Origin of the sequence: Gloeocapsopsis crepidinum LEGE 06123, assembly GCF_015207655.1 — a bacterium.
Lineage (GTDB): Bacteria > Cyanobacteriota > Cyanobacteriia > Cyanobacteriales > Chroococcidiopsidaceae > Gloeocapsopsis > Gloeocapsopsis crepidinum.
Map to the genome: position 1 here is coordinate 1 of NZ_JADEWN010000097.1, position 15711 is coordinate 15711.

The following is a 15711-nucleotide window of genomic DNA, read 5'->3' on the forward strand; positions in this document are numbered from 1 at the left end:
AATTTCTCTACAAATCAAGTTTTCTGAATTACTCTCTGCCACAAAAGCGAATTTCCGCTTCTGCTGTCACTTTCTTACACTACTTATTCATGTATTAGTGGTTTTCCTGATAGGTGCAAGATGTGAGGTACTGCGATTTTGGCAGGGCTATTAACATTTATTCCTAATCTTGGACCCACTTTGAGTGTCATTCCACCAATGGCACTGGCTCTGCTGGACGCTCCCTGGAAAGCATTAGCTGTACTGATACTATTCGTTGCAATTCAACAAATTGAGAGCAACGTGCTTACACCTATAGTGATGCAGAAACAGGTTTCTTTGCTACCAGCAATCACCTTAGCATCCCAAGTCATTTTTGCCAGTTTCTTTGGTTTCTTAGGTTTGCTATTGGCTCTACCATTGTTAGTTGTCACTCAGGTTTGGGTGAAGGAGCTTTTAGTCAAGGATGTGCTGAACAACTGGCAGCGAAATGAAGCGAGTAGTCCTCAGCTAACTTCAGTGGGAAAAGACGATTCAGTTAATTGAAGACTATTTCACTTTATTTACCAAGCAGAAATTGTCGTTGTAGAATTGCCTGTTACATTAGGCGCTGCTGTTGGTAGGATATTACTGCAATGACCTAGAAAATATAGCTTAAGAGGACGATCGCAAGGTAAACAACGTCACCTCTGGTGGACAGTTCAACCGAATCGGAATATGACTAAAACCAATACCACGATTTACATAAAGCCGATTTCCCGCTAATCCAACCATCGACAGTAACTTCATCTTTGCTAGTTAACGCCAGCCAAGACCATTCCGGCGTAAACAGGAGACGAATTTGTCCGCCGTGGGTATGTCCTGCTACGGCTAAAGGTGCAGTCTGAGGCAGTAAAGCTGCAAACGAATCAGGATTATGCATCATCACTAACCTGGGAGCTTTTTCTGGTACTTGCGAAATTGCAACGATTGGTTTATCTTCATTGGGAAGGTGAGGACCAATACCAACTAAATAAAGGTTTTCCTCTGTTTTTGCTGGCGATCGCTGTTGATCGGGTAGGGTAAGCGAAACTGCTTCATTCTTTAGCACTTGCACGCCCGCAGCTTCTAAACCCTGATGTAATTGCGCGGCTAACTGCTGATTCTTTCCCCCCATTGCTAGCCTATAGTCATGATTGCCAAGTACAGCATAAGTAGGGATGCCAGCTTTTGGTAAAGGGCTAACCAATTCAATTACTTTGTCGATCTCTTGAGTTTGATTTTCACCTGGCTTATCAATAAAGTCACCACTAATCAACACTGCAGCGGGGCGTTCGGACTGATTAATTTACTCCCTCTCAATATTCGAGCGGGACAACAATTGAATATCAGCACGTAATGCTGTAATTTCGGCATGGAGAGCTTTGATAGATTTCTCGCCTGCGATCTCTGCTTCGTCATTTTCTGCATCGCGACCTAAAAAGAATGTAGCGATTGTGGCTGTCAAATAGCCGAATACAGTAAAAGCGTACAACGCTAAAATGAAGCAAAGCACCCGTCCTTCTGGAGTTTGCGGCCAGTACTCCGATCCCAGGGTAGTCATCAACATCGCCGTCCACCAGAGTGCCGTACCGTAGTCGTTTAGACTTCCTTCTGAAGTATTGCGTTCAAATGCATACATCCCAGCTGCTCCGACTAGGTTAATAATGAGTGTTAATCCTACAACATAGCCAAAGCCACGACGACCTAAGCTCGCACGAAGCGATCGCATACCTCGATTAGTCCGTGTCAGCACGCGGAATAACTGAACGCCACGGCTGGCGCGTGCGGTACCTAAGATTCTTAAAACACGAGTAATTCGGAAAATACGCAAAGCTGGTAATACAAGGGCGATCGCCGTTACCCAATTATTCTTGAGATAAGTGAATTTGCGAGGCGCTAGAGTGAATTTGAGTAGGAATTCTAGAATAAAAACTATCCAAATAACGGTGCTAAGGACTTCGAGTAGAGGACTCAAACTCCAAGTCAACTCGATAATAAATAGCAATAGCCAAACTAAGGCTAACACCAGCATTGGCGTTTCCATCCATTCTTCTAGCTGTTCGAGAACCTCGCGTCGCTCTTGATTGACGATCTGTTTTTCAGGAGTATTTAGGTTACTCATGTTCTTCCATATTTCGCACTTCCATTAAAGGAAGTAGCGCCTTCTACTTATTGAGCACCAATCAAATTAACACTTACCAACACAACGAAAATATCTAGCGAACGAATGACATTTTTAGGACTATAGACTCCTATCTGCACCCGAACATTATGAATAAAGTGCAATCTACAGCAGATCAGTTAGCCAAGTAAAGCAAGCTTAGTAATAGAGGTAATAATTTAAAAACGCACCGTATTTGGGGGATATTTTTAAAGTGAGCAGAAAGCTTAATACTCTGCATCATATCAGCACTTGGCGACCATGTTTTAACCGCTCAACTGGATACAGCGCTTTCTACTTTGGTATGCACGCTAAAAGCTTCTGCACGTTTCAACACTGCAAATGCAGTTCAGGCGGCACAAGACAAGCTTGGTGTTTCTATCGGTAAACTCAACTCTCGTGCAACACGAGTGCCTGGTCAAGGGTAACTGTCTATGAGCGATCTTGTTTTTACACCTGCGCATCAGCTGGCGCACGCGATCCGTCAGCGAACAGTTTCAGCAGTTGAAGTGTTTGATGCATATATAAATCAAATTGTCAAGCATAACAGTCAACTCAACGCGATTTGTACTCTGGATGAACGCGCCCGCGATCGCGCCAAACTTGCGGATCAAGCCCTCGCACGCGGTGAAGACTGGGGTGTTTTGCATGGCGTACCCATCACAATCAAAGACTGCTTAGAAACGGCTGGACTTCCTACCACCGCTGGCTATAAACGATTGAAAAACTACGTTCCACAACACGATGCAACCGCTGTCGCGCGACTATGTGCGGCTGGCGCGATCGTTATCGGTAAAACGAACCCTGCAAAACTTGCAGGCGATTATCAAAGTACAAACGATTTGTTCCCTCGTGCGAATAATCCTTGGAATGTGAACTACACTCCTGGCGGAAGTTCTGGCGGAACTGCGGCGGCGATCGCAGCAGGACTTTCACCGCTCGATCTAGGAAGTGATATTGCCGGTTCAATTCGTCAACCGTCGCATTTTTGCGGTGTCTTTGGACTCAAACCAACGGATCGCCGAGTACCTACCGCAGGTCACATCCCCGAAGTTCCAGGAACACCGCGATGCATTCGCCAAATGCTAGTAGTAGGTCCAATTGCGCGTTCGATTGCAGATCTGCGGTTGTGCTTTTCATTGATTGCTGGGGCTGATCCGCGTCAACCAGAAATCCCACCGATTCCACTCGATACACCGAATATACAAAATCTCCGCCTGGCGTGGACAGACGAAATCGATTTGTATCCAGTTGCCCAATCAATTAAATCTGCACTCCAGTCCGTTGCCGAGAAATTAACCGATACTAAGATCGCTGTAGAAAAGTGGATTCCAAAGTTTGATTTTGCCTTGGCTTGGCAAGTATACTTTGCGCTTTCTGCTTATATTTCACCTCACCAGCAACCGTTTAATCTTGATTTCGTGCGCGACTCGTCTTCTTTGCTGTGGCGCGAAGCAACACAAGGCGATCGCCGATTACGTCAGCGTAGTAACGTTGCTAAAATTGGCTTTTCAGCGTTTTTCAACGCAAATCTCAAAAACTATTTTGCCGCTTTAGCCGCACGCGATCGCTTAATTGCGCAAATGGATCGCGAACTCGAACCGTGGGATGCATTACTATGCCCAGTGGCGATGACACCCGCATTCACACATCGTGCGACAGGTACTGCTATTGACATTGATGGGAAAAATGTTCCCTATCTCATGGCATCAGGTGCATATACAATACCATTCAGCTTTACAGGTCATCCGGTTGTTGTCATCCCAATTGGACAAACTGAAGATGGATTACCGATCGGAATGCAAATTGTCGGTCAAAGGTGGTGCGAGATGAAATTACTGGCGATCGCAAAACACCTGCACCAAATCATTGGTGTTTTTCAACATCCACTTGGTTATTGATACAATTCGCACTTGAGGCGTTTACCTTACGATATAAATAACCAAAACCCCTTATCAATAAATCCGTTTAAGAGCTAAAACGTCTAGGAGTAACTGTATTATGGTAAAAACTGCTTCAACAATGTTACCGTTGGGAACTCAAGCACCAAACTTTGAGTTATCCGATGTCGTGACTGGACAGACAATTTCGCTATCAAGTTTCGCTGAAAAGCCTCTGCTGGTAATGTTTATCTGTCAGCACTGTCCGTTTGTCAAGCATGTCAAATCAGAACTTGCCAGCTTAGGCAAAGACTATGCTAGTAGCAATGTAGGAATCATTGCGATTAGCTCTAACGATATCAATAAATATCCACATGATGCACCGGAACAATTAAAAGCAATGGCTGAAGAAGCTGGGTTCCTATTTCCTGTCTGCTTTGATGAAAGCCAAGAAGTTGCCAAAACGTATACTGCAGCTTGTACGCCAGATTTCTTTTTATTTGATGCTGATCAAAAGTTAGTCTATCGCGGTCAGTTAGATGATAGCCGACCAAGTAACGGAATACCAGTGACTGGTAAAGATTTACGGGCAGCAATTGATGCACTACTAGCTGGAAAATCTGTTAATTCTGATCAAAAACCTAGTATTGGATGCAATATTAAGTGGAAACCTGGCAACGAACCGAGTTACTACAGTTAAACTTTTACCGAGCTATTGAAAATTAGCATAGAATAAAAGCCCTTGGTTTCGACCAAGGACTTATTACTTTTATTGCTTCAAGGAATTAAATGGACTGACACTTCTAAGGCGATCTATCTTCTATTGTCAACGTCTAAGTTACCTGATTTACCTAGATCCAACTCTTCTTTACGAATTGTCTCTTGTGCATTGACAGTATCTTGTTCAGTCACTTTCTTCACTTTTACTTCTTCACGCACAAAAGCTTCTTTTTGAACATCCGCTGCTTCTTCATGCAACTCTACGCGTGCAACTTCACCTTCTCGGAAAGCATCTGTTCCAGGGGAAGCTACAGCTTTAGTGTTAGTAGGAGTAGTGCGTTCAACGACAACTTTTTCTTTCTCTACTGGAATGGAAACTTGAGCGGTTTCTGTTTCAACCTTTTTACCAACCGATACTTCCCCTGCTTTTCTGCGAGTCTTGTTTGCAACTAACCGCTCTTCATAAAGTTTGAGCGATTGCTGATCTTGACGATTCATATCATATAAATCAGCATCGTACTGGTAGTCGTAGGTATCTCTGTTGTATTCCGTACTATCCATTCTAGGAGCAACAGCACCTGCTGTAGTAGCTGTAGGTGCATCTAACGGTGCAGTTGATTCTACAGCCTGAGGGCGATAAACTCCTCGTACGCGCTCTTCATAGTCGTAATCTACACGTAGATCGTCACTAAATTCTGGTAGTGCTTCTACCTGTTCTTTAGTCAAGCCTGATGCAACTATTCTTCTTGCACTTTGGTCAATCCGCGCACGACCAACGGGTAGTAATACTTCCTTGCCGAAAATCCAAAAGCCTGTATCGACAACAAAGTAACGAAAGTGTCCTGCTTCGTCTACCAATATATTTTTGACAGTACCAACATTTTCATTATTGACGTCTGTATAGACATCGAATCCTTTAATATCGTTGTCATCAAAACTATTGCGGTAATCAGAATCAAAGTCTTCTAGTTTGTAAAGAACCATAATGCAACCTCCTGACGATTTCATATATAACTAGCCTAGAAAGTTATCGTGTTAATCCATCTTTCTTTGGTTGTAAATAGAGTAGATGCAAATTCCTATCTTAAGGAGGTATATATTAAATTCAATACATTGTCAAAACAAGGCATTCACTCATAAATATCAAACAAAACTCATCATTTCCTTAGAGGGTAACTTCTCCAAAAACTTATATTCAGTCTTTAGTTACAGAGTAAATATCTATGTAAAGGCAGATTTTCAGGTAATGATGAAACTAACAAAAGCTCACTAAAAACTTAACAACACTTATAAAAATAAAAACTTTACTTCTTTTTGAAGCATATTTTAAAGAAGATAAAAATCTTTCTATCGAGAGAGAGAGCAGACTTTATAACAATAAAGTTATTTTTAGATTAAGAAATTCTATGAGTAGGAGGGCATTTTCCAGAATGTATAGCTCATTTTCAGCAAGAGATCTAGCTTTATTAACTTTAGGATTAACTGTAGTTGCTCCGATAGTTAGAATTGCCCCAGCAACAGCACAAACAACATTTCCTGATGTACCGCAAAATTATTGGGCGCAACCTTTCATTGAATCTTTAACAGCACGAAACATCATTGCGGGATATCCCGATGGTACATTTAGACCTGAACAAGCTGTGCAACGCGATGAATTTGCAGCACTCGTACGCAAGGCTTTTAGTACCGAACAAGTAAGAGAGATTCCTAGTGCGAGTACGTTTAATGATGTTCCCCAAGGTTATTGGGCAAATCCAGCAATTGAAGAAGCTTACGAACAAGGCTTTATGCAAGCCACAGAGAATAACAATTTTTTACCTGAAGAGGAAATTGAACGAGCAGAAGCATTAGTTATTCTAATGCGGGGATTGAATTTAGTACCCGCACAAACAGCAACTGCAGCACCACAAACAACTCCAGGGCAAACAACGCCAGCGACTCGCCGCGCCAGAAGAGGCTCAATTCCATTTGCGATCGCATCTTTGATGCAACCTGTATTTAGTGCAGTGAGTCAAGTCGCACCTGCACAAGCTACTCCTCCTGAAACTACAACATCATCTGAGACTCAAGCTGCAGTTAGCCGCCCACCATCTGAAATTGTCAGCAATTACTACACTGACGCTGCACAAATTCCTTCAAATGCAGTAGAAGAGGTGGCGCAAGCAACTGAAGCTAACATTGTTGTTAATTATCCGAATGTGCGTGTTTTGAATCCTACTGAACCGCTAAGTCGCGCTAGCGCAGCTGCATGGATTCATCAAGCTTTAGTTCGTCTAGGTAGAATTGAGCCACTAACTCCAAATGTAGAAGCGACAAACTATATTGTCGGTCGTTCCAACACTGAAAATCAGTAACGGTATACTAGTAGCAATTAGCAATTGGCAATTAGCTGTTAGCTTTTGTTCAATTGCTAACGACTCGAACTAAGCTTTAGGCTTATACGTTGAGACAACCTGCAATTCTTTCAATTGCTTATCGTCTACACTCGAAGGTGCATCGGTTAACAAACACCGCGCCTGTTGTGTCTTTGGAAACGCTATCACATCACGAATCGACTCTTCGCCAGCAAGCAACATTACTAAACGATCTAAACCGTAAGCAATTCCGCCATGTGGTGGTGTCCCATACTCAAACGCTTCTAAAAGAAAGCCAAATTTATTTTGTGCTTGCGCTTGCGAAAGCCCAATCGCAGCAAAAACTTGTTCTTGAATTTCGCGTTGATAAATCCGCAAACTTCCACCACCAACTTCGACACCATTTAATACCAAATCATACGCTTGGGCGCGGGCGGTTTTAAGATCGTGTAAATCATCAGGATGCGGTGCGGTAAATGGGTGATGGAGTGCTTCTAAACGCTTTTCTTCAGCGTTCCACTCAAACATTGGAAAATCTGTTACCCACAGTAAGTTAATTTTATCAGGGTCAATTAGCCCTAATTCGCGTCCAATGACTTGTCGCAATCGATCTAAAGTTTTATTAACGGTTGCAGTATCACCAGCACCAAAAAGTAACAAGTGCCCTGCTGTTGCACCTGTACGCTGCAATAATTCTTGCTTTTGTTCAGCAGTGAGATTGTCTTTAATTGCGCCAATTGTGTCAATTTCACCGTCATCGCGCACGCGAATGTAAGCTAAGCCTTTAGCACCAGCTTCCGCAGCTTCTTTGAATAGATCGCCGCCAGGTTTAATTCGGACATTGGAAATGATATTGTTACCGTGAGGAATTGGTAGCACTTTGACAGTACCACCTGCCGCGATCGCACTCCCAAAGACTTTGAACCCTGAATTTTTAACTAAATCAGAAACATTAACAAGTTCCAAACCAAAGCGCGTATCAGGTTTATCGCTACCGTAACGTTCTATTGCCTCTACCCACGTTAGACGCGGGAAAGGACGTGGTAGTTCGATGCCTTTAACGGCTTTGAAGATATGACAAACTAAACCTTCGTTCAGTTCGAGAATTTCGGCTTGCGACATGAAACTCATTTCCATGTCTAATTGCGTAAACTCTGGTTGTCTGTCGGCACGCAAGTCTTCATCGCGAAAACAGCGGGCGATTTGATAGTAGCGATCGCAACCCGACACCATCAGCAATTGTTTAAATAACTGCGGTGACTGCGGCAATGCAAACCACTCACTTGGATTGACGCGGCTGGGAACAAGGTAATCTCTTGCGCCTTCGGGTGTAGAACGCGTCAGAATTGGCGTTTCAACTTCAATAAAGTTATATTCATCTTCTAAGTAACGCCGGATTGCTTTGACGACTTGGTGACGCAACTGCAAATTACGACTCATGCGACTAGTGCGGATGTCTAAATAGCGGTACTTCAGCCGTAAGTCTTCGCGAACTGTCTCTGTATCAGCCGTGGCAACTTGAAAGGGTAATTGTTTGTGGACAGCATTGAGAAGTTGAATTTCGTCGGCGTAAATCTCGATTTCACCTGTAGGTAGGCGCGGGTTGAGCGATTCGGGTGGACGCTGGGTGACTCTTCCGGTAATTTGAACAACGTATTCGTTTCGGAGTGCGTCGGCGTATGCGTACGATCCTGGTGTACGTTGCGGATCGCTAACAATTTGCACAATTCCCGTGCGATCGCGTAAATCTAAAAATATCACGCCTCCGTGATCGCGGCGACGGTCTACCCAGCCATTCAGGGTGACAGTTTCTCCAATACTTGAGGAACGCAGTTCGCCGCAATAGTGAGTTCGCATAGTTGCTGTTTGTTGATCTTGCTGGGGATTGAATAGGGTGATCGTCAAGTTTTTATTATCTAATATCCGTTTGTGGGAACGGGCACAGATCTTGACATTTTACTATGAAATGAATGTGTTTAACGAACCGAACTTCGGTACAGAGGAAAGAGGAAGAGGAGTTTTGTGGAATTCAGTGGCGCGATAAACTGTTGAAACTGGAATGTATGTAGTTTATTTTTTATGCCTAGTTTTTTATTGGAAGTTGGCACAGAGGAATTACCTGCAGATTTTGTTGCAGGTGCGATTCACCAATGGCGATTGCGGATTCCTCAAAGTTTGCAGGAACATAGTTTATCGGCAAGTTCAATTGACGTTTATGGGACTCCTCGGCGGTTGGCTATTGTCATTCAGGGATTACCTGATAAACAACCGGATCGTGAAGAAGAAATTAAAGGTCCACCAGCACAGGCAGCGTTTAAAGACGGACAACCAACGAAGGCTGCAACGGGATTTGCCAGAAAGCAGGGGGTTGCCCTTGAAGCATTAGAAATTCGCGCTACGGATAAAGGAGATTTTGTCTTTATACAGCAAAGTTTTCCTGGAAGACCTACTGCTGAACTACTGACAGAACTAGTACCGCAGTGGATTACAGGGCTAGAAGGGAAACGCTTGATGCGATGGGGTGACGGCGATCTGCGGTTTGCACGACCGCTTGTCTGGCTAATAACTTTACTTGATGATGCTGTATTGTCTGTGGAGTTAGAGAATGGTTCAAAGACGCTTAAGAGCGATCGCTTTAGTCTCGGACATCGCGTTTTATCTCCAGGAAAGGTAATAGTTACCCACCCTAATAACTATGTAGATATATTACAGCGAGCTTTTGTTGAAGTCAACCCACAGCAGCGACAAAATAAAATTCAAGAACAGATACAAGCTGCTGCCCAAAAAGTCAATGGCAGTACGCCAATTTATCCAGATTTGCTGACAGAAGTCACAAATTTAGTAGAATTTCCTAGTGCCGTTGTTGGTAATTTTGATGAAGAATTCTTAAACTTGCCTGCGGAAGTCATTACAACAGTTATGGTAACTCAGCAGCGATATTTTCCTGTATTTAAAAGTAATAATTTTGAAGAGCTTTTACCATATTTCATTACAATTTCTAATGGAGATCCAGCAAAATCAGATATTATTGCAGCGGGTAATGCACGAGTTATTCGCGCTCGATTAGCTGATGGTCAATTTTTCTATAAAACTGATTTATCAAGACCGTTAGAAAGCTATTTGCCACAACTAGAAACTGTGACTTTTCAAGAAGAATTGGGTTCAGTTCGCGATAAAGTTGCGCGAGTCAGCAAAGTTGCCGAACTGATTTGTGCACAATTACAGCTACCAAAAGATAACAGTAACTTGATTCAACGTGCTGCATTATTATGCAAAGCTGACTTAGTAACACAAATAGTGTATGAGTTTCCCGAACTTCAGGGAGTCATGGGGCAAAAGTATGCTTTAGCAAGTGGCGAACCTGAAGCTGTAGCCACTGCAATTTTTGAACATTACTTACCAAGAAGTGCTAGCGATCGCCTACCAAGGACAATTACAGGTCAAGTCGTCGGTTTGGCTGACCGACTCGACACTTTAGTCAGTATTTTTGGATTAGGAATGATCCCGACAGGTTCATCTGATCCTTTTGCTTTAAGACGTGCCGCTAATGCAATAATTAATATTACCTGGAGTGCCAATTTACAAATTAATTTACAGCGACTCTTAGAGCAAGTAGCGACAGATTTTGTTGCTGCACATCCAACGCAGTTAAACCTACTACACCAATTACAAGAATTCTTTCTACAACGCCTGCGCAGTCAATTACAAGAAGAAATGATTGATTATGATTTAGTGAATGCCGTTGTAGGAGACAATGATTCTGATTATAAAATACGAGCACTGCAAGATTTATTAGACGTACGCGATCGCGCTTTCTTTTTACAATCAATTCGTAATAATGGCGAGCTAGAAAAAGTCTACGATACTGTGAATCGTTCAACTCGCTTAGCAGCACAAGGAGATTTAAATACGACAGAACTACATCCACAATTGATAAATCAAGCACTATTTCAAAAATCATCCGAACAAGCATTTTATGATGCCTTGGTACAACTCGAACCAAAAACAATTGCTGCCCGTGCTTCGCGTGATTATCAACAATTGATAACAGCATTAGCAGAAATTGCTCCAAAAGTCAGTAGTTTTTTTGATGGAGCAGATAGTGTTTTAGTTATGGATTCCGATCCAGAGATTAGGCGAAATCGTTTGAATTTATTGGGACTATTACGCAATCATGCTCGCGTTTTGGCAGATTTTGGTGCAATTGTCAAAAACTAGCTTTAACAAGCACTAAATTTTAAAAATCACTAGAAGGATTAAAGGTAAAATGCCAAATGTGATGTAATACTATTTCACTAAAGTGGGGATGACAAATAATTTCTCCTCTGCTCTTCTGCTTTTCTGCTCCTCTATTATCTTCTACTCAACTTTTATTAGTTTACCGATCCATGAAGCCTTATCTTGCCGCCGCAATCCAGATGACAAGCCTGCCAAACCTAGAGAAAAATTTAGTTCAAGCAGAAGAATTAATTGAACTTGCCGTGCGTCAAGGTGCCAAGTTAGTAAGCTTGCCAGAAAACTTTTCTTACTTGGGAGAAGAAGCAGGTAAGATTGCCCAAGCAAGTGCGATCGCCCAAAAAAGTGAAAAGTTCCTCAAAACAATGGCGCAACGCTTCCAAGTCACCATCCTTGGGGGCGGGTTTCCGGTACCTGTAGATAGCACAAAAGTTTACAACACTGCCCTACTGATCGATCCTAGCGGTCAAGAACTCTCGCGCTATCACAAAGTCCACTTATTTGATGTCAACTTACCTGACGGCAATACTTACCGCGAATCAAGTACAGTCATGGCCGGAAATCAACTCCCGCCAGTTTACTCTTCTAAAGATCTTGGTAATCTCGGACTCTCAGTGTGCTATGACGTACGATTTCCCGAACTTTACCGCCACATGGCACTCAAAGGTGCGGATATTCTCTTTGTTCCCGCTGCCTTTACTGCATACACTGGCAAAGACCACTGGCAAGTACTACTCCAAGCACGAGCCATCGAGAATACCTGCTACATTATCGCTCCTGCTCAAACAGGACAGCACTATGCCTTACGTCAATCTCACGGTCACGCGATGATCGTCGATCCTTGGGGAGTTATCTTATCCGACGCAGGCAATTCACCAGGAGTCGCGATCGCCGAAATTAATCCAACACGTTTAGAACAAGTCCGCAGACAAATGCCATCACTGCAACATAGTGTGTTTTTGTAGAGGCAAAAGGGGCAGCCTTAACCCGTACCGCAGCGCTCTTATGCGATCGCATTCGATTCTAGAATTTAGATAATCATCGAGTGTATTTCTGAAGGTGCAAAGTTGAAAATGCTGAGAAGAATCTTGCTGATTGGGACATTTTTACTTGTTTTGATTATTGGTGTTGATCAAGATGCGATCGCTGCCCAAACAGTAACCCAAGTCAAAGTTATCGAAACTGAGATGGCAATTGAATTGTCGCCCAGCACTGTATCTGCTGGCGAAGTTGAATTCATTGCTTACAACCAAGGTCAACTTCCTCACGAAATGGAAATCATCAAAACTGATTTACCACTCGCTCAAATGCCCATAAAAGACAACCGACTCGATCGCAAAAAAGTCGGAGAGAAAATTGATGAAATCGAAGCTGAAGACCTACCCAGTGGTGCAACGGCAACACTCCTCACCCATCTCGAACCTGGAAGATACCTCATCGAATGCAACATTCCAGGACACTTTCAAGCTGGAATGAAAGCCGAACTTATCGTTATGTAAAAAACCAAACTTCTCTACTCCTCTTTCTGTGTTCTCGCCGCTGCGCGTCTACGTAAAAAAAACGGGTAGCCCTACGACTACCCGCCCCAAACTCAATGAAATCTCTTACACAGAAACTGCCTTCTTAGTTACAGCATTCAATTCACCTTTAGCATACTTGGCTGCAAACTCATCCTGAGAAATTTGCTTGATCTTGCTACCTTGACCAGCAGCCTCAAACTGTTGATAGCGGTCTGCACAAACCTTCTGCATATACTTAATCGAAGGCTTGAGGAAGTGACGGGGGTCAAACTCCTTAGGATCTGCTGCCAAAGCTTCGCGCACTGCTGCGGTAATTGCTAAACGGTTGTCGGTGTCGATATTTACCTTACGCACACCACTCTTAATACCTTTTTGAATTTCTTCTACAGGTACACCGTAGGTTTCAGGAATAGCACCGCCGTACTTATTAATCAGTTCTAGCAAATCTTCAGGTACTGAAGAAGAACCATGCATTACCAAGTGAGTATTTGGTAGGCGACGGTGAATTTCTTCAATGCGGCTGATTGCTAAAATCTCCCCAGTAGGTTTACGAGTAAACTTGTAAGCCCCGTGGCTAGTACCGATCGCTACAGCCAATGCATCAACTTGAGTTTGCTCAACAAAATCAACAGCTTGGTCAGGATCAGTTAACAGTTGAGAGTGGTCGAGTTTACCCTCGAAACCATGACCATCCTCTGCTTCGCCCATACCAGTTTCTAAGGAACCCAAACAACCGAGTTCGCCTTCAACGCTGACACCGATCGCGTGAGCGACTTTCACGACTTCACGGGTAACATTGACGTTATACTCGTAGCTTGCCGGAGTTTTAGCATCTGCTTCCAGCGAACCGTCCATCATAACGCTGGTAAAGCCATTTTTCATTGCAGAGTAGCAAGTTGCTGGCTCATTACCATGATCTTGGTGCATGGCAATGGGAATGTAAGGATAAGTTTCTACTGCTGCTAGAATCAAGTGACGCAAGAAGTTCTCACCAGCATATTTACGTGCGCCACGAGAAGCTTGTAAGATCACGGGGCTATCTGTTTCTTTAGCAGCCTGCATAATTGCCTGGATCTGCTCCATGTTGTTCACGTTGAAAGCTGGAATGCCGTAACCGTTTTCAGCCGCGTGATCCAACAGCAGCCGCATTGGTACGAGCGCCATAGATAGTCCTCCTAAATTTTGATAGTCAGCTAGTCGTCTTAAAACAAGCGTAATTCTTACGCTAATCTTAAGATAATTTTTAACTTATAAGCAATTATATTCAGAGAATACTTTCTGATTCTTATTTCTGGTAATTCTCCCTAACCTAGCTTAAGGAGAGAAAATTTATAAAGCAGAAGGAGAAGGCAGAAGGCAGATTTAGTTGGAGCAAGGAGTATAAGCCTCTATCATGTCCTAACCATACTGATCATTGCTATACAAGTTTAAGGTTGATACAAGATCGCTACGCGATTGCTCTTTCTGTAACATCCTATAATTCATCCTTGAAGCACTCAAGCAGTAGATAAATCGGAGGGCGATCGCCCCTACTCCCTGATGCTGATCGCTGCTCCAATGCCCAAACTAGAGCATTTGCCATTCTCACAGCATCTTCAGCCATAGCGTGATTGTTGCGGTCTACTTCCCTATGCTCTGGATTAGCTAGTAATCCCTGTAGTGCCATTGCTGCGAATAGCTCCCGCTTGGTTAATCCTACTTCTGCAATGGATAAGTCATTCTCTCTCCATCCAGATAGGGGAAGGCTGCGCTATCTGGTCTAACTATCACTCTGTCCCTCTGATCGCATTTCAATGACTACAGCCTCTAGTAGATCTGTGGCGCTATTGTGTCGCTCTTGTAGTCCCAGAATGACTGTCTTTACCTCCTGATCGGTCATTTCATCAACTACGGTCAATTCACTGTTGGGTGGGAGAGCAGATCGCTCTCCCTTAAGCTTTTTGAAAAAGGCGATCGTGCTGCGCGGGGTGAAGATGAAGATCAACAGTGCTTATCGCACCTTGGCACAGCAAGCGATTCTTTATGCCCAATATCAACAGCGGCGCTGCGGGGTTCGCGTGGCAGCCGTGCCAGGTAAGCAGTAATCACAACACGGCGCTGGCGCTTGATGTTGAGGATGCAATGGGGTGGAAGTTGTATTTAGAGAGAAACGGGTTCGATTGGATTGGTAGCTTTGACCTGATGCACTTCTATTTTGAAGGTAGTGGCTGTAAGGACATGAGGCATCTATCCACGCTGGCATTTCAACAGCTCTACAACTGCAACAATCGCAGCGATCAACTGGCAGAAGATGGTGTATTTGGGCAAGCCACGCAGCGGGCGCTAATGCAGACGCTAGTAAGCGGCTTTGGCATTGCAGAGGCGATCCATCTAAGCCGACAATCGCCCTTCCTGGCGCTCGCAGCCCTCAGATCGCATCACTGCGATTTGGAGATGAAGGGGGGATGTCCTTACGCTGCAAACCGCACCGAAGAAACATGGGATGAATATTGTTTGTGATGGGGATTTTGGTAAAGCCACATTTGCCGTGGTGAAGCTATTCCAGCTTCAGAATGGGTTAGTTGACGACGGCGTTGTCGGGATGGCAACTCGAAAAGCACTGGGATTGTCAAAAATAAGTGCTTCTCTCTATTGTTTTTTTTCTTTTCTTTCTTACGCGCGCAAGAAGAGATAAGATATATTACATAGAAAAACATTGGTATTATAGCAAGAAAAGTATAGGTTAGGACGCTAAACGAACAGATGTATCTACTTGTTCACGAAAGTCTTCTATTGTCCCTTGAGATTTTCGCACTCGATTTTTAATCGGAAACCAATAATGCTCGATTTCATTTAAATCT

Annotated in this window: 16 protein-coding genes and 1 pseudogene; 11 read left to right on the forward strand and 6 right to left on the reverse strand. The window is 43.5% G+C overall.

The features are described from left to right. Window positions 1-132: 132 nt before the first annotated feature. Window positions 133-525 (forward strand): annotated as a pseudogene (locus IQ230_RS24610) (AI-2E family transporter); the annotation flags it as partial. Between the two features lie 175 nt (window positions 526-700). Here the strand turns inward: IQ230_RS24610 and IQ230_RS24615 are convergent. Next, window positions 701-1279, reverse strand: a complete 579-nt coding sequence (locus IQ230_RS24615; protein ID WP_407646712.1) for a metallophosphoesterase — start codon at window positions 1277-1279, stop codon at window positions 701-703. Window positions 1280-1306: 27 nt separating this feature from the next. Beyond that, window positions 1307-2122 carry a potassium channel family protein gene (locus tag IQ230_RS24620; RefSeq protein ID WP_193934848.1) on the reverse strand — a complete coding sequence of 272 codons (816 nt, stop codon included), beginning with the start codon at window positions 2120-2122 and terminating at the stop codon, window positions 1307-1309. 473 nt (window positions 2123-2595) lie between these two features. Between IQ230_RS24620 and IQ230_RS24625 the strand changes: the two genes are divergently transcribed. Together IQ230_RS24625 and IQ230_RS24630 are read left to right on the forward strand one after the other, a co-directional pair. After that, on the forward strand, window positions 2596-4062 hold the full coding sequence (locus tag IQ230_RS24625; protein WP_193934849.1) for an amidase: 1467 nt from the start codon (window positions 2596-2598) through the stop codon (window positions 4060-4062). A gap of 100 nt (window positions 4063-4162) precedes the next feature. Next, window positions 4163-4741: a thioredoxin family protein gene (locus tag IQ230_RS24630; RefSeq protein WP_193934850.1), complete on the forward strand. Its 579-nt coding sequence runs from the start codon at window positions 4163-4165 to the stop codon at window positions 4739-4741. Between the two features lie 113 nt (window positions 4742-4854). On the opposite strand, the gene IQ230_RS24635 is transcribed toward IQ230_RS24630, so the two are convergent. Then, complete coding sequence (locus IQ230_RS24635) at window positions 4855-5745, reverse strand: DUF2382 domain-containing protein (RefSeq protein ID WP_193934851.1); 891 nt, start codon at window positions 5743-5745, stop codon at window positions 4855-4857. 446 nt (window positions 5746-6191) lie between these two features. Here IQ230_RS24635 and IQ230_RS24640 point away from each other — a divergent pair, with 446 nt between their 5' ends. Further along, complete coding sequence (locus tag IQ230_RS24640; RefSeq protein WP_193934852.1) at window positions 6192-7115, forward strand: S-layer homology domain-containing protein; 924 nt, start codon at window positions 6192-6194, stop codon at window positions 7113-7115. 69 nt (window positions 7116-7184) lie between these two features. Here the strand turns inward: IQ230_RS24640 and aspS are convergent, their stop codons facing one another. Beyond that, entirely contained in the window at window positions 7185-8972 is a 1788-nt protein-coding gene (aspS, locus tag IQ230_RS24645; protein WP_193934853.1) for an aspartate--tRNA ligase, read from the reverse strand. A gap of 37 nt (window positions 8973-9009) precedes the next feature. On the opposite strand from aspS, the gene IQ230_RS24650 reads away from it, so the two are divergent. The 4 genes from IQ230_RS24650 to IQ230_RS24665 all read left to right on the forward strand — a co-directional run bounded on the left by IQ230_RS24650 (window position 9010) and on the right by IQ230_RS24665 (window position 12850). Beyond that, the gene (locus IQ230_RS24650) at window positions 9010-9159 is read left to right on the forward strand and encodes a hypothetical protein (protein ID WP_193934854.1); all 150 of its coding nucleotides are present in this window, start codon (window positions 9010-9012) and stop codon (window positions 9157-9159) included. Between the two features lie 35 nt (window positions 9160-9194). Beyond that, window positions 9195-11333: a glycine--tRNA ligase subunit beta gene (glyS, locus tag IQ230_RS24655; RefSeq protein ID WP_193934855.1), complete on the forward strand. Its 2139-nt coding sequence runs from the start codon at window positions 9195-9197 to the stop codon at window positions 11331-11333. A 170-nt stretch (window positions 11334-11503) separates the two neighbouring features. Next, window positions 11504-12316: a carbon-nitrogen hydrolase family protein gene (locus IQ230_RS24660; RefSeq protein WP_193934856.1), complete on the forward strand. Its 813-nt coding sequence runs from the start codon at window positions 11504-11506 to the stop codon at window positions 12314-12316. Window positions 12317-12424: 108 nt separating this feature from the next. Then, window positions 12425-12850, forward strand: coding sequence for a sulfocyanin-like copper-binding protein (locus tag IQ230_RS24665; RefSeq protein ID WP_193934857.1), 426 nt, complete (start codon window positions 12425-12427; stop codon window positions 12848-12850). 105 nt (window positions 12851-12955) lie between these two features. On the opposite strand, the gene fba is transcribed toward IQ230_RS24665, so the two are convergent. Then, complete coding sequence (gene fba / locus IQ230_RS24670; protein WP_193934858.1) at window positions 12956-14035, reverse strand: class II fructose-bisphosphate aldolase; 1080 nt, start codon at window positions 14033-14035, stop codon at window positions 12956-12958. Window positions 14036-14345: 310 nt separating this feature from the next. Further along, the gene (locus tag IQ230_RS24675; RefSeq protein ID WP_193934859.1) at window positions 14346-14537 is read right to left on the reverse strand and encodes a hypothetical protein; all 192 of its coding nucleotides are present in this window, start codon (window positions 14535-14537) and stop codon (window positions 14346-14348) included. A gap of 274 nt (window positions 14538-14811) precedes the next feature. Here IQ230_RS24675 and IQ230_RS24685 point away from each other — a divergent pair, with 274 nt between their 5' ends. From IQ230_RS24685 to IQ230_RS28045, 3 genes are read left to right on the forward strand one after another with little or no spacing between them, the layout of a single operon-like run. Beyond that, window positions 14812-14955, forward strand: coding sequence for a M15 family metallopeptidase domain-containing protein (locus tag IQ230_RS24685; protein WP_193934861.1), 144 nt, complete (start codon window positions 14812-14814; stop codon window positions 14953-14955). Window positions 14956-14992: 37 nt separating this feature from the next. After that, window positions 14993-15370, forward strand: coding sequence for a hypothetical protein (locus tag IQ230_RS24690; RefSeq protein ID WP_193934862.1), 378 nt, complete (start codon window positions 14993-14995; stop codon window positions 15368-15370). Beyond that, window positions 15354-15545, forward strand: coding sequence for a peptidoglycan-binding domain-containing protein (locus IQ230_RS28045; protein ID WP_193934863.1), 192 nt, complete (start codon window positions 15354-15356; stop codon window positions 15543-15545). Before IQ230_RS24690 ends, IQ230_RS28045 begins: the two co-directional genes overlap by 17 nt. The last annotated feature ends 166 nt before the right edge of the window (window positions 15546-15711 follow it).